This is a genomic window from Sphingobacterium sp. GW821-FHT03E03 (assembly GCF_059420745.1).
Window position 1 is genome coordinate 143,372 of sequence record NZ_JBWKUH010000001.1, and the last position, 26,308, is coordinate 169,679.

The window sequence follows — 26,308 nt, forward strand, 5'->3', positions numbered from 1 at the left end:
TTATCTTATATTCCTTTCTAAAAGTTTAAATTCATCAATTGCAGCCATATGGTTGTATAGCACACGGTAGGCTGTCTGTAACAAGGGTAAATTGAGTCGAAGGCTCGTGACCGTCGCCATCAGCCCGTTGGTTGCAAAATATCCTTCGGCGACCATGCCCATGAGCTGACGGGCTTCGAAAACCGAATACCCCTGGCCAAGGTATTTACCAAAAGTCCGGTTGCGGCTATGTGCGGAGTAACCCGTCACCAATAAGTCGCCCAAATAGGTAGAGCTGCCCAGCCGGACATGGGGTGCACCGACGGCACGCAGCAGCAGCCCCAGTTCGTCAATGGCATTGGCAACCAGCACCGCCATAAAATTATCGCCATAATGCAGTCCTTCGGCCATGCCACAGACAATGCCGACCACATTTTTGTAAATGGCTGCGTACTCCACACCCAGGGTGTCGGGACTATAATTCACCTGCATATAGCATGAAGCGAAGCCCTTGGCAATCTTACTGATAAAGGTTTCATTCGGACCGCACAGAGTCATATAGGTTTTCTTGTTCCGCGCGATTTCTTCGGCATGGCAAGGCCCTGCAATGATCGCCTGCTGAAAATCATTCAGCTCAAAATACCGTGCTAGGTAAGCACTTGGGAGCAGATTGTCAGGGCCGACGGTCCCTTTAATGGCGGTGATGACAAATTTTTCAGCAAGGTCCTCTTTGGGGATTGCGGCGCAAACACTGTCCAGATGCGCACTGGGCACGACGAAAAGAATTACTTTCGATCGGGCCACGATCTCGTCCAGCTGATCGGACGCATAAATTTTTGTATTGTCAAGTTTTAAAAACGATAGGTAGTCAGGGTTAATAGCATCCTGGTTTATCGCGCGCACCTGCTCGGAACGCCGCATGTACCAGTTGGTATAAATGCTATTTTCTGTCAAAATTTTAACCAGGGCCGTGGCCCAACTCCCACCACCTATCACACTAATCTCATTCAAATCGTTGGGGGTTTTTAAGACGCGAAACAGAAAATTTTCGCTATCGGGTTATCTATTAATTTACAAATATACGTAAAAATTAATCAATAAGCAAACTTTAAGCGTAAAAATAGGTGTAAAAGGGTATTTTACACCTCAAAACCCGTTTTTATATTTCTCCGTAAATTTGTCTGTTCATATGAAAAATTTAGACATGCTTAACTTCAGTGAACAACCAACAAGTTCAATTTATCAGTACATTTTCGATCTCTTTGCCAAATTAGGTTTACCCGATCAGCAGGCGCATATTATTACGGCTGCTGGATTACTTTTCGCTTTCGCGGTGCTGCTCTATGCATTCGATTACATCATGCGCAAGGTCTTTTATTCCGCATTGAACAGGATTGCCCGGCGGACCTCAACCAAATGGGACGATTTTCTGTTGAAAAACAAGGTGCATGTACGCCTGAGCCGTACTATACTCGTGCTGCTCACACGGCAGCTGCTTCCGATGATCTTCCTTGGTTTTCCGGTGCTGACCGCTGCCCTTGTCAAGTTGCTGGATATCGTGGTGTTGCTGACCATCTATCATCTGGTCAATAGCCTGTTAAAAACCTGCCGCGATATTTTTCGCAGCTCCAATGCGTTCAAAGACAAGCCCATCGACAGCTACCTGCAGGTGGTACAGATCTTTTTGATTTTTGTAATCGGCACGCTGGCCGTTTCCCTGCTGACGGGCAATTCGCCATGGTCTTTTCTGGTATCGTTGGGGGCGGCGTCCGCCATCCTCATGCTGGTATTTAAGGACACTATTCTGGGCTTTGTGGCCAGTATTCAGGTCTCGGCCAATGACTCGGTCCGCGTGGGAGACTGGATAGAAATGCCCAAATATGGTGTGGACGGCGACGTGTTGCAGATCAACCTCAACAATGTGAAGATACAGAACTGGGACAAGACTATTGTCACCATACCGACCTATACCTTGCTAAGCGATTCATTCAAAAACTATCGTGGGATGCAAGAGACGGGCGGCCGTCGGATAAAACGGGCATTGAACATTAAAATGGCTTCGGTGCGCTACCTCAGTAAGGAGGAAATCAGGGCATTAAAAAAGATCCGCTTGCTGGCTCCCTATATCGAAAAACGTGAACGCGAGATTGCTGATTACAATAAAACCTGGAATACTGACAGCTCTTCGCCTGTCAATGGCCGCAGGATGACCAATATCGGTCTGTTCAGGGCCTATGTACTCGCCTATGCCAAGCATAACCCCAATATCCATCAGGAATTAACCCTGTTAGTGCGCCAGCTCGCACCGAGTGAATACGGCATTCCGCTGGAACTCTACATGTTTACCAAGGGTACACAATGGGCTTATTTCGAAGATACAATGGCCGATATTTTTGACCATCTACTGGCTGCCATTAAACACTTTCACCTGCAGGTATTTGAACTACCGGCATCCGACGACCTGCGATTGCTCCGTACGCAACAGGCCAGCACAGCCTAATCCGAACAAAGAAATCCAATATCTATCCGGCGCGAAGGCTTCGCCGCCGGATTTAAATCCCTAACTTTGCCTTTCTTTTTAAACAACAGCAATTTATGATGGAACGATTACAGCGCTACTCCACCGGATACAGCCTTGAAATAGAACTTATTTTTTTCTTTTTCCCTAATCTTTCGCTGTTGCGGATGATTGCTTGATTTATCTCCTTCACTTTCTTCATGTCGAACTTTTCCACCTGCCGATCATAGGTCACCAACCCGTTGATTTCATGCTCCACATCTGACGTTTGTGTAAAGATCGCACAGCTTAAACCCCTGTACAACATACGTTGTTCGATCTCATTGAGCAGGTAAACGTAGGTATCCGACAGTATATCTTTATTGATAAGGATTTCATAGGCGTTATTTGCCACAGGCCACATATGGTCGCGCACAAAAAGACCCTTCCCTCCGAATTCGCCCAACGATGCGGCCCGATTTTGGTCTGGCTGCGGAAAGGCTTTATCTTCCATCTTTCCATAGTGGTGCCTGTCCACAAAGTCGCCATTCCCGGGGTCACCCTGCGGAGGCCGATATCCAGGTGCGTAATTATAGCCCGAATTGCCGTTTACTAAGCGCGTAGGATCATATGCTTTTGTCCATTTGGTTATATCTGCCACTTCAAATGCCCCCCAGTTTTCATTGAAAGGTACCCATGTGACGATCGAGGGAACACTAACCAGCTGATCCATCATTTGCTTCAGTTCGGTCCTAAACTGTTGACGTACCGCTACTGAATCCGTATCGTCCGGATACCACAAGTTGGGCATGTCCTGCCAGACCATTAAGCCAAGCCGGTCACAGTGATAGTACCAGCGCATGGGCTCCACTTTGATATGTTTACGGATGACGTTAAATCCCGCCTTTTTCGCCAGTTCAATATCGTACAGCAAAGCCGCTTCGGTGGGTGCCGTAAAAATGCCATCAGGCCAATAGCCTTGATCAAGCACGCCGATCTGAAATTGGAATTTGCCATTTAGCAAAGTCCTATTGATGCCATCCACCTTACCAATACTGATTGAGCGCATCGCGAAGTAAGAGTCCACCTGATCCACTATACGCCCCTCTTTATCTTTAAGTTCCACTTTCAGCTGATAGAGAAAGGGATCTCCGGGACTCCATGGATGTGGATTACTGATATCGAGGTAAAATGCTTTGTGATCCGTTCCTGTCGCTGTCGCCACCAGCTTGTTATCCGCATACGCGGTAGCAACAACCCTGAGGTCTTTGCCTTCAGTGAGCGCCGTTAGCTGCAAGCGGTTATTTTTTAGCTCAGGGATCAGTTTCAGCTGGCTGATGTATTTTTGCTGTACAGGTTCCATCCAGACTGTCTGCCAGATGCCGGAGCTAAAGGTATAATCACCTTTATCGCCGTTCTTTCCAGATGCCGTTTTACCATCATTTGCGTCATAGGCACCCACGACAAGGGTATTGTCGCCCGCCTTTAGAAAATCCGAAATATCCAGGCTAAAAGCATGGTATCCACCTATATGATCACCGACCTTTTTACCGTTAACAAAGATCACCGCATATTGGTCTACGGCACCGAAATGCAATAAAATACGTTTACCCTTCCATGTGGATGGAATGGTAAGAGCGCGTCTGTACCAGAGAAATTTCTCCCCGCTGCGGGCAATTCCGGACAGTTCCGACTCAGGAGCAAAAGGCACACGGATGGATTCGGCTTTTTTCGGAAATGTTGGTGGAGCGCCAGCTTGACGCGGATCTTGCAGCGAACTGCCGCCCATATAATCCCATCGTCCGTTGAGATTTTGCCATTCGCTACGCTGCATTTGCGGACGCGGATATTCCGGCAGCGGTATCTCAGCTTTTAATGCCTCGGCCGTCCAAGGGGTCGGCAGTGTAAAATCAGCTAGGGATTGCGCTTTTGCCACTTCGAGTGCTAAGCACGCCATGAGTAGGATTATCAGTCGACATTTCATTCGGTTCATCATTTCAATTCAGTTATAAGCAAAGGTTGGTTTATCACTCAAATATAAGAAAACAAGCAACTAAATCGAATTATTAGATCAATTAACGAGGTAATTGGCCGAGACCAAGAGCCAGGAGCATTTTTTTCCACTCATTATCCCCTTACATCAAAAAACATCAGATCATGCATTTATCCTAAAGAAGTAGATCAACAGAAATTTACTGTCTATTTCTTCCCCTGATTCGTTTTAAACGCAAGCAAGGTTTGTTTACAATTTGACAGCCCATTTGTCGATCAGGCCATTTATCGCACAACAGAGCAGAAGGATTCCGGTCCAGACGAGGTATACCACCCCAATGGAATAACCATATTGCGTTAAAGGGCCTGCCGAAGTATAAGACTTTGAAGTAATCAGCATTGCTGCTGGATCTTTTCCTGTTAGCCACAGTAAAACCATTGCCATAAAATGAATTAAAAATGTGCTGAACAGATAGATAAACAAGGGTCTTCTACCCAACGCATAAAACAGGAAAATTTTGTCGCCCCGGCAATTTGTCGTGTAGCCCAGGAAAAGAAATACAGCAGCCAAAGTGAGCGAGAGGTAAGCCAACGAAGCCGGATACTTTGTCAGATTCAGAAAAGATAGCACTGATTTCACTGGATCCGCATAGGCATTCCAGCCGACAGGATCCCCATAAACATTTGTGAAACGCAGCATAAAAAACAAAGCAAGACTTGCGTAGCCCAGCCTAAGCAAGGCACGCTTGCGCCTCAGCGGGTCCGCATGAGGCAGAAATAGCTTTCCCATGCCATAGCCCAGCATCAGTACCCCCAACCAGGGAATAAGCGTATAATTCACGATAAATAAACGATCCGGGAGGGGAATAAATTTCTGCTGATGCAGCAAGTACCAGCAGATTGACCCGAAGGAATTCCCTTCGCGCTGGATCCCATCCAGCAAATGATGCCCTGACAGCAGCAGCAGACTAATGACGAGCAGCGACTTAGGCCCCAGGTACTGCAATCCGGCCATACAAAAAAAACAGAGGCCGAGCAGGCCGAGAATAAACAGACCGATGGTTCGATAGTACGGATCAAAGGTGTAAAGAAAATTATTGACCACAAGTTCCAAAGCCAACAGCATCACAGCCGTATAACACAAGGCTTTTGTTAATCTTGACGATCCATAACGCTGACCATACTGATAAATTTCTATCCCCAACAGTAGAAAAATGGTGGGTGCGAAAAAATGAGAAAGGAAACGTGTTAGAAACAGCAAGATGCCGGTATCCCCGATCGCTGTCGGATTCACGTTCCAGTAATAAAAAAACATCCGGGTATGATCCAGCATCGCGAAGGCGAGCACAATCCCCAGTAAAAGATTGCGTGGATCCTGTTTTGGATAGGAAAGTCTAATCCACATAAGCTGCTGATATTAAAGGATGGCAATCCATGAATCGCTTGTCTGAATCTTATCATTTGGCTTCCGGAAACAGGCTGTTCCCAGAAGCCAAAGAAATTTAAAACTTATAGGCTACACTGGCCATAAAATTGAATGGCTTTTGCGGGCGGGCATAGTAGCCGTCGCTGACCCAGTATTTTTTATCCAAGATATTATTTGCCTTTACACGGACACTATATTTTGGCCGGTTATAGAAGACTGTTGCATCCAATAGATTATAGGCACCTAAAGTAAAGGTATTGGCGGCATCCAGAAAGGCTTTGGAAATGTAGGAATTACCGACCCCGAGACCAAGGCCTTTGGCCCTACCGGCTGTCAAGGCATAACTTGCCCAGATATTGAACACATGCTCCGGTGTCCCTAAGGCTCGTTTACCGGCCGCTGCTCCATTGACAAATTCATTGTCGTTGTACCCATAGCTGGCTACATAATTAAAGCCTGTGAATGGCTTACCGATCAGCTCAACTTCAAATCCTTTGCTTTTTTGTTTTCCATCCTGTATTCTATTTGTTCCGTCAACACGGATACTATTGGTGACATCAATATTGTAGTAACTGACCGTAGCATTGAATAGATCAGACAATTCAACTTTCACACCGCCTTCCAGCTGATTGGCCCGCTGGGGCTTAAACACCTGCACAACATTGTCGGTCGGGTTGATGTAATTAGGTACATTTTTAAAACCATTCATATAGTTCGCAAATAAAGAAACCCGCTCTTTCAATACTTCATAAACCAGCCCAAATTTTGGTGATAGGGCCGTTTGGTTATAATTACCCGTCTGTTTCCGGCTCAGTGTATTTGTCGTCCCCTCACTGATAAAGCGATCTACCCGTAGGCTAGCCATCGCCAATAAACGGTCGGTCACATTAAAGACATCTGATACATAAGCACTGTAACTGGCTTCTTTGGTCACATTCTGGCCTGTATTCCGTTTGGCCAGTACCGCATTGACATCTTCGATCCGGATTACGGGTGTACCCGGAAGGTTATAGAGCTGCGCCGGCGCAAACACGTCACCACCGTAGCCCAGTCCGTCATAGCGTGTCTTCCGGTAATTAGACATATAGTCCAGTCCGATGACCATGCGGTTCCTAAATTGGCCGATCTTAAAATCGCCAATAAAATTTTGCTGGAAATTTTTACGGGCAGATTCCTCGTCGGTAAAGGTGCGCAGAATCCTATTCACCAAACTATCTGTTTTCCAGATCATATCAAAGATATAGAGATCATCGTAGCTTCCACCGCCCCAGGCATACTTGGTCTGCGACTGCCATTGATCGGACAGTTTGTAGTCGGCCTGAAACAAGATATTGCTCGATGACTGCCGGCTTACCAGCGAATTGTCGTTCAGCGACTGCCTATAATCGAGGTGCAGCTGGTCAAAGCTTGTTTTCCCAAGTTTCGGATCAATCATCCAACCGGCAGGAGTAATTCCTTTTACCGCATAGAAATCAGCATCCAGGGACAGTTTGAGCCGATCGTTGACCTGATAAGAAAGGCTTGGTGCGATCAGCACAGTCGCATTATTGCCCTGGTCCTGAAATGTATTTTCTTTCTGCCGTGCGAGGTTCACGCGAAAGAGCAAACCCTCCTCGGCAGCAATCGGCGCATTGATATCCGCCGTCAGCCTATTCATGTCCCAGCTTCCCATGCTGTACCCCACCTCTCCGCCAAATGTTTCATAAGGCTTTTTTGTAATATAATTCACAATCCCGCCAAAGGAAGTCATTTGTGCACCAAATAGTGTCGACGTTGGGCCTTTTATGGTTTCCACGCGTTCCACCTGCGCCAGGTCAATCCCTGTACGCAAGTAAGTCGCCATCCCGTTTCTAAAATTTTCGCTGGTCTGAAAGCCACGCGAAAAGAAAGAAGGCATTCCGGCTCCGGTCTTCGATGGAGCCGCTCCCGGCACATTCCGAAAGGACTCCTCCAACGTGAGCGCCATCTGCTCCTTGATCAGTTCCTTGTCTACTACACTATATACCTGGGGATTTTCAAGGTTTTTGAGCGGCAGCCGCGCCACATAGTCACTTTCCTTTTTGGAGGTAATAGCATATTTCTGGCCAATGATCAGAATCTCATCCAGTGTCTTTCCATCGGCGGATAAAACAAAATCCGCCACAGCACTTTCACCTACTGCAAGCGATAAGGTCTGCGACTGCTCCGGCAAACCCACAAAGCTCACCGTCACCACATACGTTCCGGGGAGGAGACCACGAAAGGTATACCGCCCCTCCTTGTCGACCCGCGCACTCCTCCCATTCGAGAGCTTAATGGTGCTGTAGGCCGCAGGACTCCCATCACGGGTGGTCACCTGTCCCTGGATAAGATTATTCGTGTTCTTTTGTGCCAGCACATTTCCAGCAAATAGGAAAGCAAGCAAACACAAAAAAAAGAAAATTGATTTACTGTTTTTCAAAGATAGATACATGTTTTTTTTGATGTTATTATTTATTGTTTTTAAATTGAGCAATGGGGTTTATGAGTATACCGACATTCGTGCGGCCATTATAAGGATCTTTTCGGTCGCGCAGCTGCCTATTGTTGCGTAGCTGCATCCGGTTTAAGGCATCTGAATGAAAGGAATCCACAAAGAAATCATACCTTTCGTAAGCCGCTTTAAACTCAGGATGTGCCTGCTGATAAGCCTGTATGCAGGCAGCGACATTTTTCCAGAAGGCTTGCTCCGGATACCCCGCCTGTTCCACCAGGATCGCGGCCACAAAACGGAAAATGGAATCAAATACCTGGGTAAATATGGGCAGGGTTTTGTTTTCTTCCAGAACCGAAACTTTCAGCCGTTCCGCAACCTCCGGTACATCCAGATCGCTGTTCAGCAAGGAAACCTCCTCACCGATATCTTTCATAATTGCCCGTACGGGAATATGGTTTTCAAGTACCAGAATCAGGTTTTCGCCATGCGGCATAAAGACCATATCCCATTTGTAAAAGCAGTGCAGCAGTGGGCTCAGGTAACAGTTAAAATAGGTCTGTAACCATTCGTCAATAGCTAGTCCCGAGGCCTGGATCAGTGCCGGTAGCAAAGCCTTTCCATTATCGTCCACATGCAAAAGTGCCGCCATGGTCATTAATTGCTGGCCTTCACGCAGCACGCTGGCCGGGCTTTCCCGCCAGAGGCAGGCCAGCATTTTCTTATAGGGACTATCGACAGACAGCGCCTGTTCAAAATAACTATGGCTATAGCTGACACTGGCCACTTCCCGCAAGATGCAAAAACCCACATCCTGTAGATAGGGATCATCCAGCGTGAGTTCGTAAATCCATTGGTTGATCCCCGGATTGGTCCGCATAAAGAAGGGCGACAAGCCCCGCACATAACCCATATTCAGGATAGAGAGTGCCGTCTTTGCGTACAATCTTGTTGGATTACTCACATTGTAAAACGTTCGGATAGACTGCTGCGGCAGGTAATGATCTGTACTATAGCCCAGGCACAGCAGATGACCAGTGGCAATGGCGGGCGAAAAAATATTGGCCAGTTTATTAAACCATTGCCAGGGATGTACGGGGAAATAATAATAATCTTCCGGTACGAATCCCTTCGCTTTAATTTTTTCGGAAAACTGCGCCAGCAACTCCGGTCCCAGTTCCTGTTGCATCACTTGATCGTAATCAAGCCCCGCAATACCGGTAAACTCACCGCCGCTTTTATGGCCTGCAAGCCACAATAAGGGAAAGGGACTGGCGGCCTCCGGTGCATAATACTGATAATCCGCCGCATCAAATCCCACACGGCCATTATTAGCCGCGAAACGCGGGTGCCCCGTCATGGTACCCTCGATCTCCTGATACCTAGCGCCGACGAGTTCATCAGCCGATTTTTTGCCCTGAAAATAAGTGTACGTACTTCCGGACAAAGTGCTGCTGATCTCCTCCATATACACGGGTAACATCTCCTGCTCAATCCCCATCTCACTATTAAACTCGACCACAAAGGCCAAACTATCCAGGGGCACCGTCTGGCCCGACTGCTGTTTGACGATCGAATCCGGGTCAATGGACCAATGGTTGAGTGCCAGTATGCTGGCGTCAAAATAATAGATGACCTCCGGTTTGGAAGGCACTGCTAGCTGGTAGCTTCCCCCGTCTGCATGTGTACGGAGGAGCTGGGGCAGAATAATCCCTTCATGGGCAAATTCGGCCAGTATTTTTCGGATATGTCGTCGGTTGATAAGCTGCCAGCTGTCCGCATTTAAATGCGCGACAGCCTGCTTTGGTTGAATCGGATAAGCTATTTTCATAAAATTTACAAATGAGAGTCTGCATCAAATAAGTGTTGTTTTGTATACCGCAAGTGGGTTTTTGAGATTTCCGGCAAATTGCTGATGTTTAAATGGATTGGAGCCGTCGATCATCTTTTTATTGTTTTTCAGCTGCAGTCTATTCAGGCAGGTTTTAGGAATTTCGGCCGCAAAAAGATCATATCGGTCAAAGCGCTCCTGCAGTTCTGGAAATTCCTGTTGGTAAGCCAGGATACATTCGGTAACAAGTTCCCAGAATTCCGCTTCCGGAAAATCGGCATGCGCGACCAGGACCTGATTTAAAAAACGGAAGAAGCAGTCAAAGGCCTGTGTAAAGATGGACAGAATCTTGAGTTCCTCCGGAACCGGGATGCGGATGCGCTCCACATCAGGCGGCAAGGAAACCTCCGGTGACAGCACCGCCACCTCCTCACCGATATCCTTCATGATCACCTTGACCGGGACATGGTTTTCCATGACCAGGATCAGGTTTTCACCATGGGGCATAAAGCGCATATCGTGGTAATAATAACAATGCAGTAGCGGACTCAGGTAGCTGTTCAGGTAATGCCGCAACCAATCGGCGGTGCTTAAATCCGAGGAGCTGATGAGCGCCGGTAAAAATGCTTTTCCATAAACGTCAATATGTAATAATGCCGCCATGGTCATCAGCTGCTGCCCCTCATGAACTCCGGTAAATGGACTTTCGCGCCAAAGTGTGGACAGCATTTTTTTATACGGCGTATCGATCTGCATCGCTTCCTCGAAATAGGCATTGGTATACCCCACCGTAGCAAACTCACGCAGCACCGTGAAGCCCCGGCGTTGCAGATAAGCATCATTGGCCACCAGGTCATATACCCAAGTATTGATGGCCGGTGTTGTCCGCATAAAGTACGGCGACAGCCCGCGCATAAAGCCCATATTGAGGATCGAAAGAGCAGATTTGACATAAGACCGCTGCGGATTGCTGACATTGAACAGTGTCCGTACCGATTGCTGTGGCAGATAAAGATCTTTTGAGTATCCCAGACAGACCAATTTCTGGCTGGCGATGTCCGCCGCAAAGATGTGCGACAGCTTGTTGAACCATTGCCAGGGGTGCACCGGGAAAAAGAAATAGTCCTGCGGATCTAAGCCCTCATCGGTCAACATTTTGTCCAATGCAGCCACATGCTCCCCGCCTAATTCCTGGCGGATGGTATCGTCATAGGATACCCCCGCTATGCTGGTAAATTCGGTACGGTCACGATGCCCCGCGAGCCATACAAGGGCCAGTGGAGACGCCGCTTCGGGCGCATAATTCTGATAATCTATGGCATCAAAACCGATCCGTGCGCTATTGGCAACAAAACAAGGATGCCCAGCAGACATGGCATGTTCGATCTCCTGATAGTCCGATTTGATCAATTCATCCACGCCCATCCGATTTTGATCACGCATATAGGCATAGGTGAACAGGACACTGATGATCTCCTCGAGATAAGTTCCTATGTTTTCCTGTTCCAGCCCCAATTGATCGGCAAATTCAACAATAAATGCGACGGCGTCCAGCTCAGCTGTCTGGCCATTGTCGACCTTGCTGATGGAAAAAGCATCGATATCCCAATGATCCAGGCTGAGTACACGTGCCGAAAAGCGGTAATAAACCGGCTTTTCAGTATGTTTTACCTCATAGACATCCCAGTTGCCCTTCCCGGCAATCAGTTGAGGTACGATAAGCATCTCATGGGAAAATTCACTAAGCATCTTTTGCAAGAGCTGTATATTCACGGATCGCCATACCGCCGGTGAGAGATGTGCTGCGGCGAGGTCCGGTTGATAAAGTAAGTTATTCATGTCTTTGGTTCTGGTTTTAGAATTTGGCAATCTTTCCGTAATGGTCTTCGATGATAAAATAAGGGTTGTCAGGATGGGTCATTTCGCGGATCTGCAGCAGGTTGGTTTTGCTCATCATGCGCAGCATCTGCCGCCTTTCACACTTGACCCATTCCCCACCGACCTGCTTCATACCCGCCTTAAAGGCCGATCTTCCATGCGCACAGAGGTGATTGTTGACAAAAACCAGATCGCCCGATTGTGGGATAAAATCATTGTAGATATATTCTTTGGCCTCTGTCCAAAACCGGGAAAGGATCTCCAGTGCCTCCGGGCTCTGCCCTGCATCAGCGTTGTACAGCTGTTCGGCAGCATCAAAGCGGATAAAAGGAGTTTGCCGGTTTCCATACAGAATGCTGGTCATCACATCTGTTCCAGCTGGCTGCTCATCTTTGAAATTGGCATCTTTGGGACAGCGAAAAATAGGTCTGAACAGCTGCTCCATATTTGCGTTAATCGCAGGATGCGAGCGGATCGAATACAGTGTGGACTGCACCTGCTCCTCATTGCGCAGGTAAAGAAAACTTAGAAAATCAGCCTGATTAAACAGGAAAGCATCCTCTGTATGCACAAAAAGATCTGTTTTTGATCCCGATCCCGTCTGCGACATGCTCATGGATTCATCTGGAATAATCGGGTGCAGCAGGCCGCCCCCTTTGCGCTGTACGTAATATTGCACCGGTTTGGCCGGTACTGCGCCATGGAGCAAGGAGCAGATAAAGCCGTACAACAGCAGTTTTTCCGGATCATAAGCTTTCCAGGAAGGCGGTGTCGGACCCAGTTTTTCCTGATCCACCTCGACAAGTCCCCGCAGGACAAGGGCCCCATATTGGCTGGCCGAAAAATCAGATCCAAATTGTGTCAGCAGCCGGGCAATACGTTGGGGCAAGAGCTGATAAGCGTATAAATGTAAGGTTTGGATATAAGTCGGATCTTCATAATGGCCAAATTCATCAGCGAGTTGCCGCGCTACTTTCATCAAGGCCATTTTTTCCTCAAACTTAACATCGATCAGTTGTGGCGCTCGCGGCGCTGGAGCGGGCATTAACGGTTTTTTGTCCGCTAAATACATTTGGCTGCCCTGGAATTGCATTGGTTGCATAAGTCTTGCTTATTTTTTTGTAAAACATGTAAATTAATTTGCACCACTCCCTTTCCAATTGTAAAATCTTAAAAGACAATACATTAAAACAAAAATACAGACTGAAGAAATGTCAAAATTTTATTTTTTTCTTGCATTATTCCATTCTCCTCTTATCTTTGTTTTATCGTTATATGTAATCAGTCTAAATAAGAACTACAGAACAAATGTATTTGCTAAAATTGAAAACAGCAAATTTTTTTTTGAAAATCTTAAATAAAGATTAAAAAAATATCATCATGAAATCGTCTTATTCACTGAATTCAGCCCCTAATCGAACGTTCGCCGAACGCGCTGCAATTGTAACAAGCGTCATCCGGCAACGCCGCAGTATCTATGCCGACGCTTACGATAAAAAAGAGATTAGTCCGCAACAATTGGAGGAAATTCTGACCAACGCCACCTGGGCACCGACCCATAAAATGACCGAACCTTGGCGTTTTGTCGTTTTGTCAGCCGAACAGCAGTCGGACTACGGCCGGTACATGTGCGAATATTACCGGGATCACTACCCAAACCTTTCCCCCCAAGACCGCCTGCTCAAATTCGAATACCTGCGAAACTATCCCCTTCATGCAGCAGTGATCATTGGCATCATCTTTCAGCCCAGTACGCGTATTGTCTTACCCGAATGGGAAGAGATTGCCGCCATTTCCTCGGCCGTCCAAAATATGGCGTTGACCTGTACGGCGATGGGGCTTGGATCTTATTGGGCTTCTGGAGGATCTGCGATTGACTATGTCAGACGCTTTATCCACCAAGATCGGGAGCAATCCTTCGGGCTGTTCTTCATTGGCCACCCCAGCCCAAATAAGGCGCATACAAAAAAACGTAGAACGCCAATCAGCGAAAAAGTCAGCGGCTTCACCCCGCATCCATCAACAATCAATCCCCAATAAAATCCCCTTACAAAAACTTAGATCATGGACAACAACACACTTCAATTATCATCCGTCGAAGCTATTGACGCGCAACTGCCTGAACAGTCTTTGTTTGCAGACATCTTTAGCCAACATAGCAGTGCAGACTACGACGCTGCTATAAATCAAGCCAAAGAACTTGTTATCACTTTTTTAAACCGTCAGAAAAAGCCTTTCAGTGGTATCAGTCCGGCCCAGCTAAACCTGCTGTTTGAACAGGTGGACCTCAATGTCCCCCTCGCCTCCTATCCCGAGCTTTTTCATGAAGTCGACCAATTGTATGTGCAACATGCCACTGCATTTCATTTGCCCCATTACATTGCCCATCTCAACTGCCCCGTTGTCATTCCGGCCTTAGCGGCTGAGGTGCTGGTCAGCGCCATCAATTCGTCACAGGATACCTATGACCAGAGTGCAGGCGGTACGCTGATGGAACGTCGCCTGATCGACTGGACCGCACAACAGATCGGCTATGCCCCCCAGGCCGATGGGATATTTACGGCAGGTGGCTCCCAAAGCAATCTGATGGGGCTGCTTCTTGCCCGCGATCATTTTGCGCTCAACCGCTATGGGCACAACATCAAACAGGATGGCAACCCACTTGCGGCACACCGTTTCCGTATTTTCGTATCCGAAAAATCCCATTTTAGCAATCAGAAAAATGCGGCATTGATGGGATTGGGTGAGCAGAGTATTGTTTCGGTAGCGACCGATAGCCGTTTCCGTATGCGCATGGACGCCCTGGAAGCGGCCATTGAAACTGAAATCGCCCTCGGCAATATCCCCATTGCCATTGTCGGTACCGCCGGCACCACAGATTTTGGCAATATTGATCCCTTGAGCGACATCGCCGATCTCGCGGCCCAATATGGCCTTTGGATGCATGTCGATGCAGCCTACGGATGTGGTCTGCTGCTGACCGATAACCATCGATACCTGCTCAATGGCATCGAACGCTCCCATTCGGTGACCATCGACTACCATAAATCTTTCTTTCAGCCCATTAGTGGCAGTGCCTTTATTGTGCGCGACAAAACACTGCTGCAGATCATCAAACACCATGCGGATTACCTCAATCCCGAAGATCAGGATTACGAAGAGTATCCTGCCCAGATCAACAAATCGATTACTCAGAGTACCCGTCGTTTTGATGCCCTTAAACTCTGGTTCACCCTACGGCTGATCGGACGCAACAAGCTGGGTGAATACATCGAAACCTTGATCAGCCGCTGCAAAGAAGCCGCCGAGATCGTCAGGTTTGATCCGGACTTGGAGCTGCTGAGCGATTCGGATATCAGCATCCTGCTGTTCCGCTACGCCCCCGAAAGCCTGCCCGAAGAGCAGCGCTGCGCCGTCAACCAGCAGATCAAAAAACAACTGTTTCACAATGGGCAGGTCCTGCTCGCCAGCACCAAGGTCAATGGCAAATTTTACCTCAAATTCACCATTTTCAATCCCCTGCTGACGACTGCAGACCTCCACGATATCTTTCACAAAATCAAAGTAACGGGACAGCAGCATGGACAGCAATCAAATTAAATTCGAGGGACTGCTCAATGCCTACTGCCGGCAGTATTCCAATTGGACCCATTATCGGGGAATTCCGCGATACGATGCTAAACTGGCCCATTACCTGGCGAAATCGAAGACAGAAATGCATCTACGGATCGATTTTCCGGAAACATCCACCGAGGTTTATATTCCCCTGGTCTATGATTCAGCTGTGGGCCAGCATCAGTTTCAGTTTCCGGCCTTTGAGCGGCAGCTGGTCAGTAAAACCATCACCGAATTGACCCTGGACCGCTTTTGTACCCTCGCGGGTGTAGCGGCGGGCGCTTTGGCCTCTACCGACATGCCCGAGGAGCAGTTAGCCCCCATACTCCAGTATATCGAGCAATACAGCGCAAGCCGGCGCCACCGTCGGGATGCCATGCTGCACTGGTTTCACCAGTACCTCCGGATTTTGGGCTACAAGCAGCTGGATGCCGTCCTGACGGTCGATGAAAATGGATTTCCGGCAGCAATCGAGGGGAAGGAAATATCCGGCGACGATCCCGCGGCCAGATCCCAATGGATTGAGCTCGTCCTTATTGGTCATCTGTTCCCATTGATCGGCCTGATCGGCCGCTATAGCTTACAGGATGAAGAAGCGCTGATCACCTTGACTTATCAGTATTATCAGCGGCGATCCCGCAAGCAGCAAGATTCGCTGGCAGCCCTTCTTATTGCGGCGCGTCATTTTAACATCCGCGACCGCTTCGCCAAGGATTCAGCAAAGGCCAGCTGCAGCATTCCCAATCCACTGCACGAGGTTTATTGGGATGCGACGCTGTTAAGACCCCAGGGACTTGCCCCCGTATTCTCCAAAACTTACGTCCACGAGCAGGTGACGGTCAGCATTCGGCCTTTTGATCTGGACCGCGATCTGGAGATGGTACACCGCTGGTTTCACCGGGATCATGCCAAAGCCATCTGGCAGATGAACTGGGATCTCCCCCGGCTGGAGCAATTTTACCGCAGCCTGCTTGCCGACAAAGCCGGGCATGCTTACATCGGCGAGATCAATGGCATTCCGACCTTCAATATGGAGGTCTATTGGGCTACCCGCGATATCGTCGGCAACTATTTCGATGTGCTGCCAACAGATTATGGCACCCATCTTTTTATCGCCCCGACAGACAAGGAGAAAAAGTTCCCCTCGCTGACCATGCAGAGCATCCTGAGCTGGCTGTTCGCCCAGCCCAAAGTAGGCCGCCTGGTCGGCGAAGGCGCCATCGAATCCATGGCAGCCCTGATGAATAAAATTCATGTCGGGTTTAAGCTGCAGGGAGTTATTGAGATGCCCCATAAAAAGGCACATCTCAATTTCTGCTACCGGGAGTGGTACTGGGAGAAATTTCCGGCCAACAAACCCCAGGAACTGGAACCCGAACTGACGCAAACCTATCCGGAAGCGACCGAGATCTATTAAGGAAACGAACACTTAAAAAAAACAAAAAATGGATAATAACACAAATTACACATATGATTTTATTGGCATTGGCATCGGTCCTTTCAACCTGGGGCTTGCGGCATTGACACAACCCATAGCAGACTGTAAAGCCATCTTCTTTGATCGCACCGAGCAGTTTAACTGGCACCTGGGATTGATGCTCGACGATGCCACCTTACAGGTTCCCTTTATGGCGGACCTGGTGACCATGGCCGACCCCAGCAGCCCCTATTCCTTTCTCAACTACCTGAAACAGAGCGGGCGGATCTATAAGTTTTATATCCGCGAGAACTTTTTTATTTTGCGCCGCGAGTACAACCAATACTGTAAATGGGTTGCCGATCAGCTGGAGCAATGTAAATTCGGCCACGAGGTATTGGATATCGTCTATCTTGATCCACACTACCAAGTCACGGTGCTGAACAAAAGCAGCCAGGAGATCAGCCAGTACAGCACCCGAAAAATCGTATTGGGAACAGGCACCTCCCCCTTTATGCCAGGTTTCATCAAGAACCGCGATTTGGACAAGGTGATCCATACCGCATCGTACCTCTACCGCAAGGAGCAGCTTTTGCAGCAGCGTTCGGTCACCGTTGTCGGTTCGGGACAGAGTGCTGCCGAAATTGTCCGCGACCTGCTGCCCCATACCCGCGATGGCCTACAGCTCAACTGGGTGACACGTTCGGACCGCTTCTTCCCCTTGGAAAATCATGCCCGGCTTACCCTGGAAATGACCTCGCCGGAGTATGTGGACTATTTCTATTCACTGCCCGACCAAAAGCGCGACCAACTACTGAAAGAACAGAGTATCCTGTATAAGGGGATCAATTACGATCTGATCAATGAAATTTTCAATACACTGTATACCATGGAAACTGCCGATGGCCAAGTCAATGTCAAGCTGATTGCCAACAGCGAATTGCAGGATCTGCAGACCGCTGCCGACGGCAGCTATCAGCTCCATTTTATACAGAAAGAGCAAGAAGAAAGCTATGTTATCCCAACGGATTTTGTGATTATGGCTACCGGTTACAAATACCAGGAACCCGCTTTTCTGCGCAATATCCAGGAGCGCATTGCACGCACACCCAAGGGAACATTTCAGGTGGCGCGCAATTATGCCATTGACAAGCAGCAGCAGGAGATCTTTGTGCAGAATGCCGAGCTCCAGACACATGGTATTGCCACACCCGACCTCGGGATGGGTGCCTACCGCAACTCCTATATCCTTCGGGAAATCCTCGGGCGCAGCGTCTATCCCGTGGAGCAGGCCATTGCCTTTCAGTCCTTCGGCACGACAGCCTTGTCAGCAGCAGCGCCGAAAAAAAACGACAGCAGGGCCGTATTTGCAGATCCACAGATTGAAAAAGCTTAATCCGGTCAGGTATGCTACTCAAAATTAAAGCCTTTGTGCAGCTGTTCTGGATTGCCCTGCAGGGAACGGAGCAAAACTTCACGCGGGGAAACGTCAACCGGGCAGCCTTCCTGCTGGCCATTCCAACGATGCTGGAGCTCAGCCTGGAGTCCCTTTTTGTCATTGTCGACCTGCTCTTTGTCAGCAGTCTGGGGGAAAAGGCCATTACCATCGTGGGCATCAATAATTCGGTGCTGATCTTGATGCAGTCCGTCGCAACGGGGCTGGGTATTGCCGCCACGGCAATGATCTCGCGCCGTATCGGGCAGCAAAAACCGAAAGAAGCCGGCCTTATCGCCATACAGATCCTCTATACAGGACTCTTTATCGGCCTATGCTGCAGCCTTGCGGCCTACTTTTTCAGCAGCGAGATTGTGCGCTTCTCCGGCGCCAACGAGCAGTTGATCGCCTATGGCTCCCGCTACACCCAGGTGATGTTTGCCGGCGCATTTCTGATGATCTTACGGATTATTTTAAACGGTATCTTTCGTGGATCCGGCGATGCCGCCCGCGCCATGCGGGCGCTGTTGATCGCCAATGCGCTGAACCTGATCCTCTGTGCCACCTTGATTTATGGATTGGGCCCCTTTCCCGCTTTAGGAATTCTGGGCGCCGGGATCGCCATGGTGAGTGCCAACTTTATTGTGGTGCTCTATCAGCTCTGGCACCTGCTCTTCCGCAACCGGCGACTGCGCATAGGCAGACAGCAGCTGCTGCTCGTCCCCGCACTGATCAAGCGTATCCTGAGATTGGCTTCCGCGGGCACCCTGCAGTACCTGATCCCCTCCTCCAGCCGTTTTCTGATGATTATGATTGTCGCCAAACTCGGTGAGAGCACCTTGGCCGGCTATATATTGGCCAACCGCATCATTATGTTTACGGTATTGCCAGCCTGGGGCATCGCCAATGCTGCAGGTGTACTCACCGGACAAAACCTGGGGGCCTCCCAGCCCGAGCGGGCGGAGGAATCCGTCTGGAAGACGGGCAAGGCCAATCTCTGTTACCTCGGCCTCATGGCTGCACTCCTACTTTTTTACGGGGAGTCCCTGGCGGCTATTTTCACCAAAGACCCCCTGATCCTGCAGACCACGGCTACCTACCTGAAATATATGGCCATTGCCTATTTTTTCTTTGGGTACACCATGGTGATTTCACGTTCGCTGAATGCCTCAGGAGCAGTCAACACTGTATCCTTATTAAATATCCTGATGTTTTACGTTGTCCAGTTGCCCCTGGCCTACCTGCTGGCGATCAGCCTGAACTGGCAGTCTACCGGCATTTTTATCGCCATTACCCTGTCGGAGATCGTGCTGGCGACCGCCTGTGTGCTGGTTTTCAAAAAGGGAAACTGGAAGAAAATTAAAATTTAAAAAAGAAATGAACAATACCGAAAAATTACATCAAGCCTTCGCGCAGGGCCTATCCATTCCGGCGAACGCCATTCATACCGATCTAGCCTATCAGGGGATTACCGCATGGGATTCCATGTCGCATCTTTTTCTGATTGCCGCGCTGGAAGAAACCTTCCAGATCCAGATTGAAACCGAAGATATCCTGGAGATGTCCAGTTATCAGCGTATCACCACTGTCTTAAAAAAATACGATGTCAGCATCTAAATCCCCTAATGATATGATCAGCACTTCACAAAGCAATTTATCCCAGTTGCTGAGCGGTAACAAGTCGCTCCGCTACCTGGATACGCATGGCGATTCTTACAGCCTCAGTGATCTGGCAACTTCCCTTGCGCTGCCCTGCAGCCGGGGGCTCGCCTTTCTATACCTCGACAACTCGATTGAATCCGTCAGCCTTTTGCTCCATTTCTTTCGGGAAAACTGGGCCATTGCACTCTTGCCGCCCAATATGGCCGTTCCTTTCAAAGAGCGGCTTGAACTGCGCTACCAGCCCAATCTGATCTACGACCCACAGCGTGGCAGTCTAAACGGATATACCAAAGCGCTTTGGCGTCACAAAGCCGGACTTTTCTATGCCGACCGACAGCTTGAGCAGCAACTGCATCCAAATTTAAAGCTACTGCTCAGTACATCGGGAACAACGGGCTCACCCAAGTTTGTGAAGCTCTCCGAGCACAATATAATCGCCAATGCCCTTTCCATCATGGATTATTTACCCATAAGACCCACGGATGTGACCCCCTTAAATCTTCCGCTGTTTTATTCCTATGGACTCTCGGTCTTTACAAGCAACTCCATTGGCGGGGGTAAACTCGTCTGTACCAATAGCGAGGTCATGCAAAAAGAATTCTGGTGGGAAATGGAACGTTTCGGCTACACGAGCCTTGCCGGAGTCCCTTATGTCTATGAGCTACTTGCCCGGCTGGGATTTATGAAGAAAGAATATCCCCATTTGCGTTACCTGACCCAGGCTGGAGGCAAGCTCAACAAGGACTTACTGGCCCAATTTGCCCAGTATGCACAGGAGAAACAGCTTGACTTCTTTGTGATGTACGGACAGACCGAAGCTACGGCCCGGATGTCCTTTCTGCCGCCCGGGCAGTTGCTGGACAAACTGGGTGCGATTGGCAAACCCATTAAAAACGGTCAGTTTACAATCGATCCAGAGAGCTCCGAACTCCATTATACGGGCCCTAATGTTTTTGGGGGCTACGCCGAGGGGCTGGCAGATCTTCAACATTTTGATCCGCCCAAGTCCTTAGCCACGGGTGACCTGGCCCGTCAGGACCAAGACGGCTACTATTATATTACCGGACGGCTCAAGCGGATTGTCAAACTTTTTGGTATCCGGATCAATCTGGATGAAGTAGAACAATTGCTGGCGGCCCAGTTTCCCGGCAAAGAACTGGTCTGTGTAGGCAGTTCGGATAAATACATCAGCATCTGTTATGTAGACCCCAACGTTCAGCAGGAAACGATCAAAGAATTGCTGTTTAAGCGGGTGCATATCCTGCCCCAGGTGATCCGTTTTCAGCAGCTGCCCTCGATATTACGGACCAGCAATGGAAAAATAGATTATCATGCCATGACAACGCTGATGAGCGAGTCCAGCGCACTGGTACATTGATGATTCTTCCAGCAGGCTATTGATCGCACATGGCGTTCAGAAGGAAAGCGCACCCCCTAGTGCGCTTTCTTTTTATCCTATTTACGGCCGTTTTCGGCCCCTGTTATTCCATCGTCCGATCAGCCGACTCGTTAGGAAACTGACCAGGGTGCCCAATGCCGCTGTCACTACCGTTTGCAGCACATCACCCAGCGAGATACTGGCCCAGATGGAACAGATGGTTCCCCCGATGGCCGAAACGCGGATATCATTGATTTTCATCTGTCCCGCTCCTTTCCGCCCTAGCAGCATCGTTTGGATCAGTATTGCCCTCCGGCCGATCAGCTTCTTCGGGCGGTGACTTATCTTCTTTCATCACCGTTTCTAGTATCCCTAGCCCCAGTGCAATGTACTTCAGTATATTCGATGCCTTACCCGGCAGTTTGAGCGGCGCTGCGAGAACCACCTGCAGCACTGCTCCTATTTTGTCTAAGATTTTTTTCATGATTGATACTTTTAAATAGACAGTATACCCTCTCACTCCAACAACCCGCTTCGATAAATATGAAGGGCCAGGAATAGAAAATATAGCTTTCTCTCCCATCCCCTCGTCCCAATCTTTATTCGAACAATATAGGAGGACAAAGAATTGAAAGCATTGCATTTCGACTGCCAATCGTTGACGCAATATGACGGTAGCATAAATCACTGTCTAAGCGAAGCGAGTTTGATTTATGCCGTCATCTTGCTAAGAAGACGGCACAAAGGAATGCAGCGCAAATTCATGTCCTCCCATTGTTATCGAATATTCAAATACACCTCATCCCCCATATCCCACAGACTATACACCAATGCTTTAAGTTTTGCTAAAGCTTTACCACTGTAATCCCCCGTCCCCTCACCTGTTAAGGTCGTTACCGGTGCGATACAGCCATGCAATTCCTTCAACGCATTGTTAGCCGCGTGGATTAATATCGCTTCGCGTCCCAGCACATTGGGGATACCAATCTGCTCCCCATGCTTTGGATAGCGCCGTTTTTCCAGCCGGTACCGACCTACCGGAATACAGCTGATCCTGGGGAGGTTGTTATGATCCGGCAATTCGATGGTATGGCAGATATGCTCACCCCGATAGCTGATTGTTCCATTAGTTCCCTGTGCTCCATACTTTCGTAGGAGCAGCAGGGTGTGTTGGACAGCCATATTAGCTAATGGTCAGTTCGCCCAGGTGGAAACTCGGTGAGGTTTTTACGCCATCCCGATGACCGGTAAAGACCCAGCCTTCGAGCACATCACCCGCATAGCTGGCCGGCAGTGTGAAACTCAGATTTGCAGCCGCCCTGGTCGAAGACTCCAGAATACTAAAGAAATTCTTGTTCTTGTTGTACATGAGCAGGATGACCGAATCATCAGCAAAGGAGTTGTATTTGTTGAGTTCCGGTGCCCAGGTCAGCGCGACCTCCTGCGGAAAAGGCTCTGACCATTCGGGCGCCATCAGATTGGACAATGAGCCTTTGGCAATCACGATCTTTGAATAATCGATTTCCAGCGTTGGGTACGTACCCGTCACGCCGCCATTGTTCATCAAATATTGCAGCGCCTTGTTATAGCCCGTTGCTTTCCCCTGCAGCTTGTCCGAGTAGCCCAGGTTGAGCAGATCCATGATCGGCGACAGAAAGGCTACCGCCATCGCAAATTTAGCCCGCTGAGCGATCTGTCCTTCACTTGCTTTTTTGTTTGTGATCTTGGAGAGTGAGCGTACATAATCCACTCCTCGCCAACTACTTCCTATTACACTACCTACTTTCCCAGAGTAAGCTCCGTGTATACCTTTTAAGAATCTTGCCATGATTATACATGTTTGATTTATAAATAATTACGACTGGCATGCGCAGTCTTTGTTTTGCTAGCAAGAGCTAAATTAGGAGTACTTTTGGCCTTAAGCGAAGAAGTACAGGGATTGATTTTAAATGATTGGAAGGACTGTCATTGCCTGTCAGATTTGAACCATATATTGAATGCTGGATAACAGATTGGCGTAGCCATTCAGGGAATTTGGCATTGCGAAAGACCTGGAAGTTATCATCCCCAATGAGGTCGGTGGCCCGGCTACTATTGGGGTAATTATTGGCTGTCCTTCAGGCCATGTTCGACTCGGGGTGCGGACAGGTTCGGCTCCGCCTCGGCTGCTGTTCGAGTACTATTCGGGTGCCGTTCGGGTACTGTTCGGCTGGAAGTCGAAGCCCAGCCGAAGGAGACCCGAGCATGGGTCGAAGCAGTCCCGAAGCGGAGCCAAACGAGAGCCGAAGCGCTGTCGAAAGCAAGCCGAATATCAGCAAAGCTCTACCGGTAAATCCAGCACATAATCCGGTGATTGAAAAAATAAAAATATATTTTATAAACCAGCATTAGCAAAGGCCCTATACTAAAAAGGGGAGCCGCTCGGCTCCCCTTTTGAATGAACTAAATCCGCCCCTTCCGCCTACTCTCCTCGAGCTGCTGGTGCAGGTCTGACAGGTAGTAATAATGTCTTTTGCCGAGCTTCCTCGGCCTGAGCTTTCCCTCGCGGACCAGCCGATAATACTTTGATTCAGAAATACCCAATTTATCGAGTACATGCGTGATATCAAGCATATGTTCCAATTCGGCAGATGCGTCCACCGTTTCTGTGGGAACTTTATTCATCTCTTCCGTTATATACTTCAATATCGCTTGCAGCAAAGAAGATATGACCTCCAACAGGTCACATATGCGATTCATTAAATTTAACATAACCATGCAATTAGACATGCTGGTCGCCGAAACGAGCCGCTTCACACAATTGGCATTGTACAGGGGCTCCATCACCACAGCGTTAAACAATACTTCCATTTTAAGCCAGATTAAACTCTTCCTCCAATTTTGTTTCATCCAGCGATTTTAATATTCCCCAAAAATCTTTTAAGTTTTTGCTGAGGTCACGGGAGGGCGTGATCAACATTTTGAGTTTGTCCTCCGGCAACCATCGTTCCAGTTTCTCCTTTATCTCAGCATTAAGTTCCAACTTATTAGGCCGGTTTACAGGCACCCGAAAGTACAACATATTGACATACACCCGCGCCCGTATTTTTACCAACCAGGGATTTTCCTGCAGTTCTTTGGTGGTCACATCTATTCGGCAGAATTTGCCATCATGCATATACACATCCGCCGTACGCTGTTCTTTATAGATGATCACAGCGTGCAGACATTTTATAGTCGTAGAGTCTAATAGCTCTTCAATCTCCCATTTGCGCAGCAGGTAGACCATCAATGCAGGCCTATCCCGATCCCGCTTCCATAAATCCAGTAGTGTATCCTGTGATGCCGTCTCATTTTGATGCGAAAAGTCTACCGTTGTTTGAGCGCTATCCTCCAGTGGTGGCTCCATTAAGCTTTCATCCAGCTGAACTACAGGATTTTGACTTTCATCTGCTGCCTGATGCTCCCCAGATTGTACCCCCGCCGTCAATAACAGTACTTCAGTAGGACGAGCCACAGGCTCTGGGATAGGCTTATAAATTTTAATCTGGCCAAAGAGCGGAAATTGCAGCAATGCCCAACCCGGAAACCAGTGGATAAACAGTATATAGTCGACCACTATCGGAAAGAAAAACCAAAAGTCTGTGGTCAGGTAAGCATAAGAAAACAAGATCAATCCCGGCTTATGGGGTAGTAAAATTTCAAGTATAAGCCCATGAATGGCCAGGACAATGCATAACGAGTACAGCACATAGATGCTAAAATTCAGCTTGGCATTCCCTGTAAATCTTCGACGGATTACCAAAGCTGTATGTATATATTTAATCAGAATAGCATACAACAACAGCAATAAAATAGTACCAATCCATACCGATATAAAGCGCTTATTTGCCATACGTTCAGCCGCGTTAAGCCCTGCAGAGCCTAGGTTTATCCACAGTGAAAAAATGGCACAACAGAAAATATAAACCAGATAAAAGAATATTTCGCTCCTTTGCCCAGCAGTATTATTTAATAAATACGAAAATACCCCTTTACTTTTCTTTAATTTTTCAGGCCACATAATTGTTGGATAATCTTTAGGTAATTGGCTTCAAAACAAATAAACAGGTGTTTTAAGGAGTATTATCGCACCAAACTACCATACATCATCCTCTTATCAGGATCACCCCTGCAAAAAACACTTATCTCAAATTTACAAAATTTCCTTTAATTACCAATTTATTTCGGCCTGAAACATTCCGTCAAAATTTACGGAATCCTGTCATATCTGATCCAAGCGCTTGCTTTTCGCAGTTTTTGCCATTTTATTTGTGGTTTTACTCAAACGGAAAAATATGAAAAGAACATTTAACACGGCAGGTGTATTCGACCTGCAAGAAGAAGTATTGACGACCATTTTTGACGACCGCCTTGCCATCATCAATTTTGTGATGAGCGATTTTGTGGGTTTTATACTGGCCTACTTTGATCTTAGCCCCAGCCAGATCCAATACCTGAATAATATGTCCACCGCACTCAAAACAGCACTTAGCATCGGTATCGCCGATAGCTGGATTAACAATCTGGCTGTCGATTTCCAAAAAGAAAGCAGTATGGCCGATGAGGAGGAAGATACACCCAAGGACATCATCCTTTCACGATACAATTCATCCAGTACCCCACCTGTCGCTAGCAGCTTGCTGCCGACCGGTTATTTTTCTATCCGCATTGTTTATCGGAATTCAGCCTATCGCTAATCCATGTTTCTCCGAAACAAACGTGGAA

At 48.2% G+C, this 26,308-nt stretch carries 22 protein-coding genes; 9 read left to right on the forward strand and 13 right to left on the reverse strand.

Going from position 1 to position 26,308, the window contains the following annotated elements; translation table 11 throughout:
* Complete coding sequence (locus tag AC07UV_RS00545) at window positions 1-990, reverse strand: NAD(P)H-dependent glycerol-3-phosphate dehydrogenase (RefSeq protein WP_495182313.1); 990 nt, start codon at window positions 988-990, stop codon at window positions 1-3.
* A gap of 178 nt (window positions 991-1,168) precedes the next feature.
* On the opposite strand from AC07UV_RS00545, the gene AC07UV_RS00550 reads away from it, so the two are divergent.
* A complete protein-coding gene (locus tag AC07UV_RS00550; protein WP_495182314.1) occupies window positions 1,169-2,479 on the forward strand; it encodes a mechanosensitive ion channel family protein in 1,311 nt (436 codons plus the stop codon).
* A gap of 115 nt (window positions 2,480-2,594) precedes the next feature.
* Here AC07UV_RS00550 and AC07UV_RS00555 read toward each other — a convergent pair whose 3' ends face one another.
* The 6 genes from AC07UV_RS00555 to AC07UV_RS00580 all read right to left on the reverse strand — a co-directional run bounded on the left by AC07UV_RS00555 (window position 2,595) and on the right by AC07UV_RS00580 (window position 13,100).
* Window positions 2,595-4,433 (reverse strand): glycoside hydrolase family 2 protein, encoded by a 1,839-nt coding sequence (locus tag AC07UV_RS00555; protein ID WP_495182315.1) that lies wholly within the window; start codon window positions 4,431-4,433, stop codon window positions 2,595-2,597.
* 285 nt (window positions 4,434-4,718) lie between these two features.
* Window positions 4,719-5,873, reverse strand: a complete 1,155-nt coding sequence (locus tag AC07UV_RS00560; RefSeq protein ID WP_495182316.1) for an acetyltransferase domain-containing protein — start codon at window positions 5,871-5,873, stop codon at window positions 4,719-4,721.
* Between the two features lie 97 nt (window positions 5,874-5,970).
* Window positions 5,971-8,346, reverse strand: a complete 2,376-nt coding sequence (locus tag AC07UV_RS00565) for a TonB-dependent siderophore receptor (protein ID WP_495182317.1) — start codon at window positions 8,344-8,346, stop codon at window positions 5,971-5,973.
* A 16-nt stretch (window positions 8,347-8,362) separates the two neighbouring features.
* Window positions 8,363-9,892 carry an IucA/IucC family protein gene (locus AC07UV_RS00570; RefSeq protein WP_495182318.1) on the reverse strand — a complete coding sequence of 510 codons (1,530 nt, stop codon included), beginning with the start codon at window positions 9,890-9,892 and terminating at the stop codon, window positions 8,363-8,365.
* Between the two features lie 309 nt (window positions 9,893-10,201).
* Window positions 10,202-12,016, reverse strand: coding sequence for an IucA/IucC family protein (locus AC07UV_RS00575; RefSeq protein WP_495182319.1), 1,815 nt, complete (start codon window positions 12,014-12,016; stop codon window positions 10,202-10,204).
* Between the two features lie 16 nt (window positions 12,017-12,032).
* Window positions 12,033-13,100, reverse strand: coding sequence for a Fe(II)-2OG oxygenase family protein (locus AC07UV_RS00580; protein WP_495182320.1), 1,068 nt, complete (start codon window positions 13,098-13,100; stop codon window positions 12,033-12,035).
* A gap of 335 nt (window positions 13,101-13,435) precedes the next feature.
* On the opposite strand from AC07UV_RS00580, the gene AC07UV_RS00585 reads away from it, so the two are divergent.
* The 7 genes from AC07UV_RS00585 to AC07UV_RS00615 are packed head-to-tail and all read left to right on the forward strand — an operon-like array spanning window position 13,436 to window position 21,562.
* Window positions 13,436-14,095 carry a nitroreductase family protein gene (locus tag AC07UV_RS00585; RefSeq protein ID WP_495182321.1) on the forward strand — a complete coding sequence of 220 codons (660 nt, stop codon included), beginning with the start codon at window positions 13,436-13,438 and terminating at the stop codon, window positions 14,093-14,095.
* A gap of 24 nt (window positions 14,096-14,119) precedes the next feature.
* On the forward strand, window positions 14,120-15,655 hold the full coding sequence (locus tag AC07UV_RS00590) for a pyridoxal phosphate-dependent decarboxylase family protein (RefSeq protein ID WP_495182322.1): 1,536 nt from the start codon (window positions 14,120-14,122) through the stop codon (window positions 15,653-15,655).
* Window positions 15,636-17,087 (forward strand): GNAT family N-acetyltransferase, encoded by a 1,452-nt coding sequence (locus AC07UV_RS00595; protein ID WP_495182323.1) that lies wholly within the window; start codon window positions 15,636-15,638, stop codon window positions 17,085-17,087. Before AC07UV_RS00590 ends, AC07UV_RS00595 begins: the two co-directional genes overlap by 20 nt.
* A gap of 28 nt (window positions 17,088-17,115) precedes the next feature.
* Window positions 17,116-18,483: a lysine N(6)-hydroxylase/L-ornithine N(5)-oxygenase family protein gene (locus AC07UV_RS00600; protein ID WP_495182324.1), complete on the forward strand. Its 1,368-nt coding sequence runs from the start codon at window positions 17,116-17,118 to the stop codon at window positions 18,481-18,483.
* 11 nt (window positions 18,484-18,494) lie between these two features.
* The gene (locus AC07UV_RS00605; protein ID WP_495182325.1) at window positions 18,495-19,892 is read left to right on the forward strand and encodes an MATE family efflux transporter; all 1,398 of its coding nucleotides are present in this window, start codon (window positions 18,495-18,497) and stop codon (window positions 19,890-19,892) included.
* A gap of 7 nt (window positions 19,893-19,899) precedes the next feature.
* Entirely contained in the window at window positions 19,900-20,139 is a 240-nt protein-coding gene (locus AC07UV_RS00610) for an acyl carrier protein (RefSeq protein ID WP_495182326.1), read from the forward strand.
* Window positions 20,126-21,562, forward strand: coding sequence for an AMP-binding protein (locus AC07UV_RS00615; protein ID WP_495182327.1), 1,437 nt, complete (start codon window positions 20,126-20,128; stop codon window positions 21,560-21,562). Before AC07UV_RS00610 ends, AC07UV_RS00615 begins: the two co-directional genes overlap by 14 nt.
* Window positions 21,563-21,643: 81 nt before the next feature.
* Here the strand turns inward: AC07UV_RS00615 and AC07UV_RS00620 are convergent, their stop codons facing one another.
* From AC07UV_RS00620 to AC07UV_RS00645, 6 genes are all read right to left on the reverse strand, one after another.
* Complete coding sequence (locus AC07UV_RS00620; RefSeq protein ID WP_495182328.1) at window positions 21,644-21,853, reverse strand: hypothetical protein; 210 nt, start codon at window positions 21,851-21,853, stop codon at window positions 21,644-21,646.
* On the reverse strand, window positions 21,810-22,205 hold the full coding sequence (locus AC07UV_RS00625; protein WP_495182329.1) for a hypothetical protein: 396 nt from the start codon (window positions 22,203-22,205) through the stop codon (window positions 21,810-21,812). The genes AC07UV_RS00620 and AC07UV_RS00625 overlap by 44 nt, the downstream gene beginning before the upstream one ends.
* A gap of 134 nt (window positions 22,206-22,339) precedes the next feature.
* The gene (locus AC07UV_RS00630) at window positions 22,340-22,744 is read right to left on the reverse strand and encodes a DUF5675 family protein (RefSeq protein ID WP_495182330.1); all 405 of its coding nucleotides are present in this window, start codon (window positions 22,742-22,744) and stop codon (window positions 22,340-22,342) included.
* A 1-nt stretch (window position 22,745) separates the two neighbouring features.
* Entirely contained in the window at window positions 22,746-23,390 is a 645-nt protein-coding gene (locus tag AC07UV_RS00635) for a DUF6266 family protein (RefSeq protein ID WP_282253963.1), read from the reverse strand.
* Between the two features lie 614 nt (window positions 23,391-24,004).
* On the reverse strand, window positions 24,005-24,451 hold the full coding sequence (locus tag AC07UV_RS00640) for a helix-turn-helix transcriptional regulator (RefSeq protein WP_495182331.1): 447 nt from the start codon (window positions 24,449-24,451) through the stop codon (window positions 24,005-24,007).
* Window positions 24,414-25,436: a hypothetical protein gene (locus AC07UV_RS00645; protein ID WP_495182332.1), complete on the reverse strand. Its 1,023-nt coding sequence runs from the start codon at window positions 25,434-25,436 to the stop codon at window positions 24,414-24,416. The genes AC07UV_RS00640 and AC07UV_RS00645 overlap by 38 nt, the downstream gene beginning before the upstream one ends.
* Window positions 25,437-25,878: 442 nt before the next feature.
* On the opposite strand from AC07UV_RS00645, the gene AC07UV_RS00650 reads away from it, so the two are divergent.
* Window positions 25,879-26,280 carry a hypothetical protein gene (locus AC07UV_RS00650; RefSeq protein WP_282253960.1) on the forward strand — a complete coding sequence of 134 codons (402 nt, stop codon included), beginning with the start codon at window positions 25,879-25,881 and terminating at the stop codon, window positions 26,278-26,280.
* Window positions 26,281-26,308 lie beyond the last annotated feature (28 nt).

What these genes read in the sequence shown, in the direction of transcription:
- AC07UV_RS00595 (WP_495182323.1), top strand. Translation starts at nt 15,636, where the DNA reads ATGGACAGCAATCAAATTAAATTCGAGGGACTGCTCAATGCCTACTGC.
- AC07UV_RS00620 (WP_495182328.1), bottom strand. Translation starts at nt 21,853, where the DNA reads ATGCTGCTAGGGCGGAAAGGAGCGGGACAGATGAAAATCAATGATATC.
- AC07UV_RS00555 (WP_495182315.1), bottom strand. Translation starts at nt 4,433, where the DNA reads ATGGCGTGCTTAGCACTCGAAGTGGCAAAAGCGCAATCCCTAGCTGAT.
- AC07UV_RS00565 (WP_495182317.1), bottom strand. Translation starts at nt 8,346, where the DNA reads ATGTATCTATCTTTGAAAAACAGTAAATCAATTTTCTTTTTTTTGTGT.
- AC07UV_RS00640 (WP_495182331.1), bottom strand. Translation starts at nt 24,451, where the DNA reads ATGAAACAAAATTGGAGGAAGAGTTTAATCTGGCTTAAAATGGAAGTA.
- AC07UV_RS00590 (WP_495182322.1), top strand. Translation starts at nt 14,120, where the DNA reads ATGGACAACAACACACTTCAATTATCATCCGTCGAAGCTATTGACGCG.
- AC07UV_RS00600 (WP_495182324.1), top strand. Translation starts at nt 17,116, where the DNA reads ATGGATAATAACACAAATTACACATATGATTTTATTGGCATTGGCATC.
- AC07UV_RS00550 (WP_495182314.1), top strand. Translation starts at nt 1,169, where the DNA reads ATGAAAAATTTAGACATGCTTAACTTCAGTGAACAACCAACAAGTTCA.
- AC07UV_RS00635 (WP_282253963.1), bottom strand. Translation starts at nt 23,390, where the DNA reads ATGGCAAGATTCTTAAAAGGTATACACGGAGCTTACTCTGGGAAAGTA.
- AC07UV_RS00650 (WP_282253960.1), top strand. Translation starts at nt 25,879, where the DNA reads ATGAAAAGAACATTTAACACGGCAGGTGTATTCGACCTGCAAGAAGAA.
- AC07UV_RS00645 (WP_495182332.1), bottom strand. Translation starts at nt 25,436, where the DNA reads ATGGCAAATAAGCGCTTTATATCGGTATGGATTGGTACTATTTTATTG.
- AC07UV_RS00615 (WP_495182327.1), top strand. Translation starts at nt 20,126, where the DNA reads ATGTCAGCATCTAAATCCCCTAATGATATGATCAGCACTTCACAAAGC.
- AC07UV_RS00560 (WP_495182316.1), bottom strand. Translation starts at nt 5,873, where the DNA reads ATGTGGATTAGACTTTCCTATCCAAAACAGGATCCACGCAATCTTTTA.
- AC07UV_RS00610 (WP_495182326.1), top strand. Translation starts at nt 19,900, where the DNA reads ATGAACAATACCGAAAAATTACATCAAGCCTTCGCGCAGGGCCTATCC.
- AC07UV_RS00630 (WP_495182330.1), bottom strand. Translation starts at nt 22,744, where the DNA reads ATGGCTGTCCAACACACCCTGCTGCTCCTACGAAAGTATGGAGCACAG.
- AC07UV_RS00625 (WP_495182329.1), bottom strand. Translation starts at nt 22,205, where the DNA reads ATGCAATGCTTTCAATTCTTTGTCCTCCTATATTGTTCGAATAAAGAT.
- AC07UV_RS00585 (WP_495182321.1), top strand. Translation starts at nt 13,436, where the DNA reads ATGAAATCGTCTTATTCACTGAATTCAGCCCCTAATCGAACGTTCGCC.
- AC07UV_RS00605 (WP_495182325.1), top strand. Translation starts at nt 18,495, where the DNA reads ATGCTACTCAAAATTAAAGCCTTTGTGCAGCTGTTCTGGATTGCCCTG.
- AC07UV_RS00575 (WP_495182319.1), bottom strand. Translation starts at nt 12,016, where the DNA reads ATGAATAACTTACTTTATCAACCGGACCTCGCCGCAGCACATCTCTCA.
- AC07UV_RS00580 (WP_495182320.1), bottom strand. Translation starts at nt 13,100, where the DNA reads ATGCCCGCTCCAGCGCCGCGAGCGCCACAACTGATCGATGTTAAGTTT.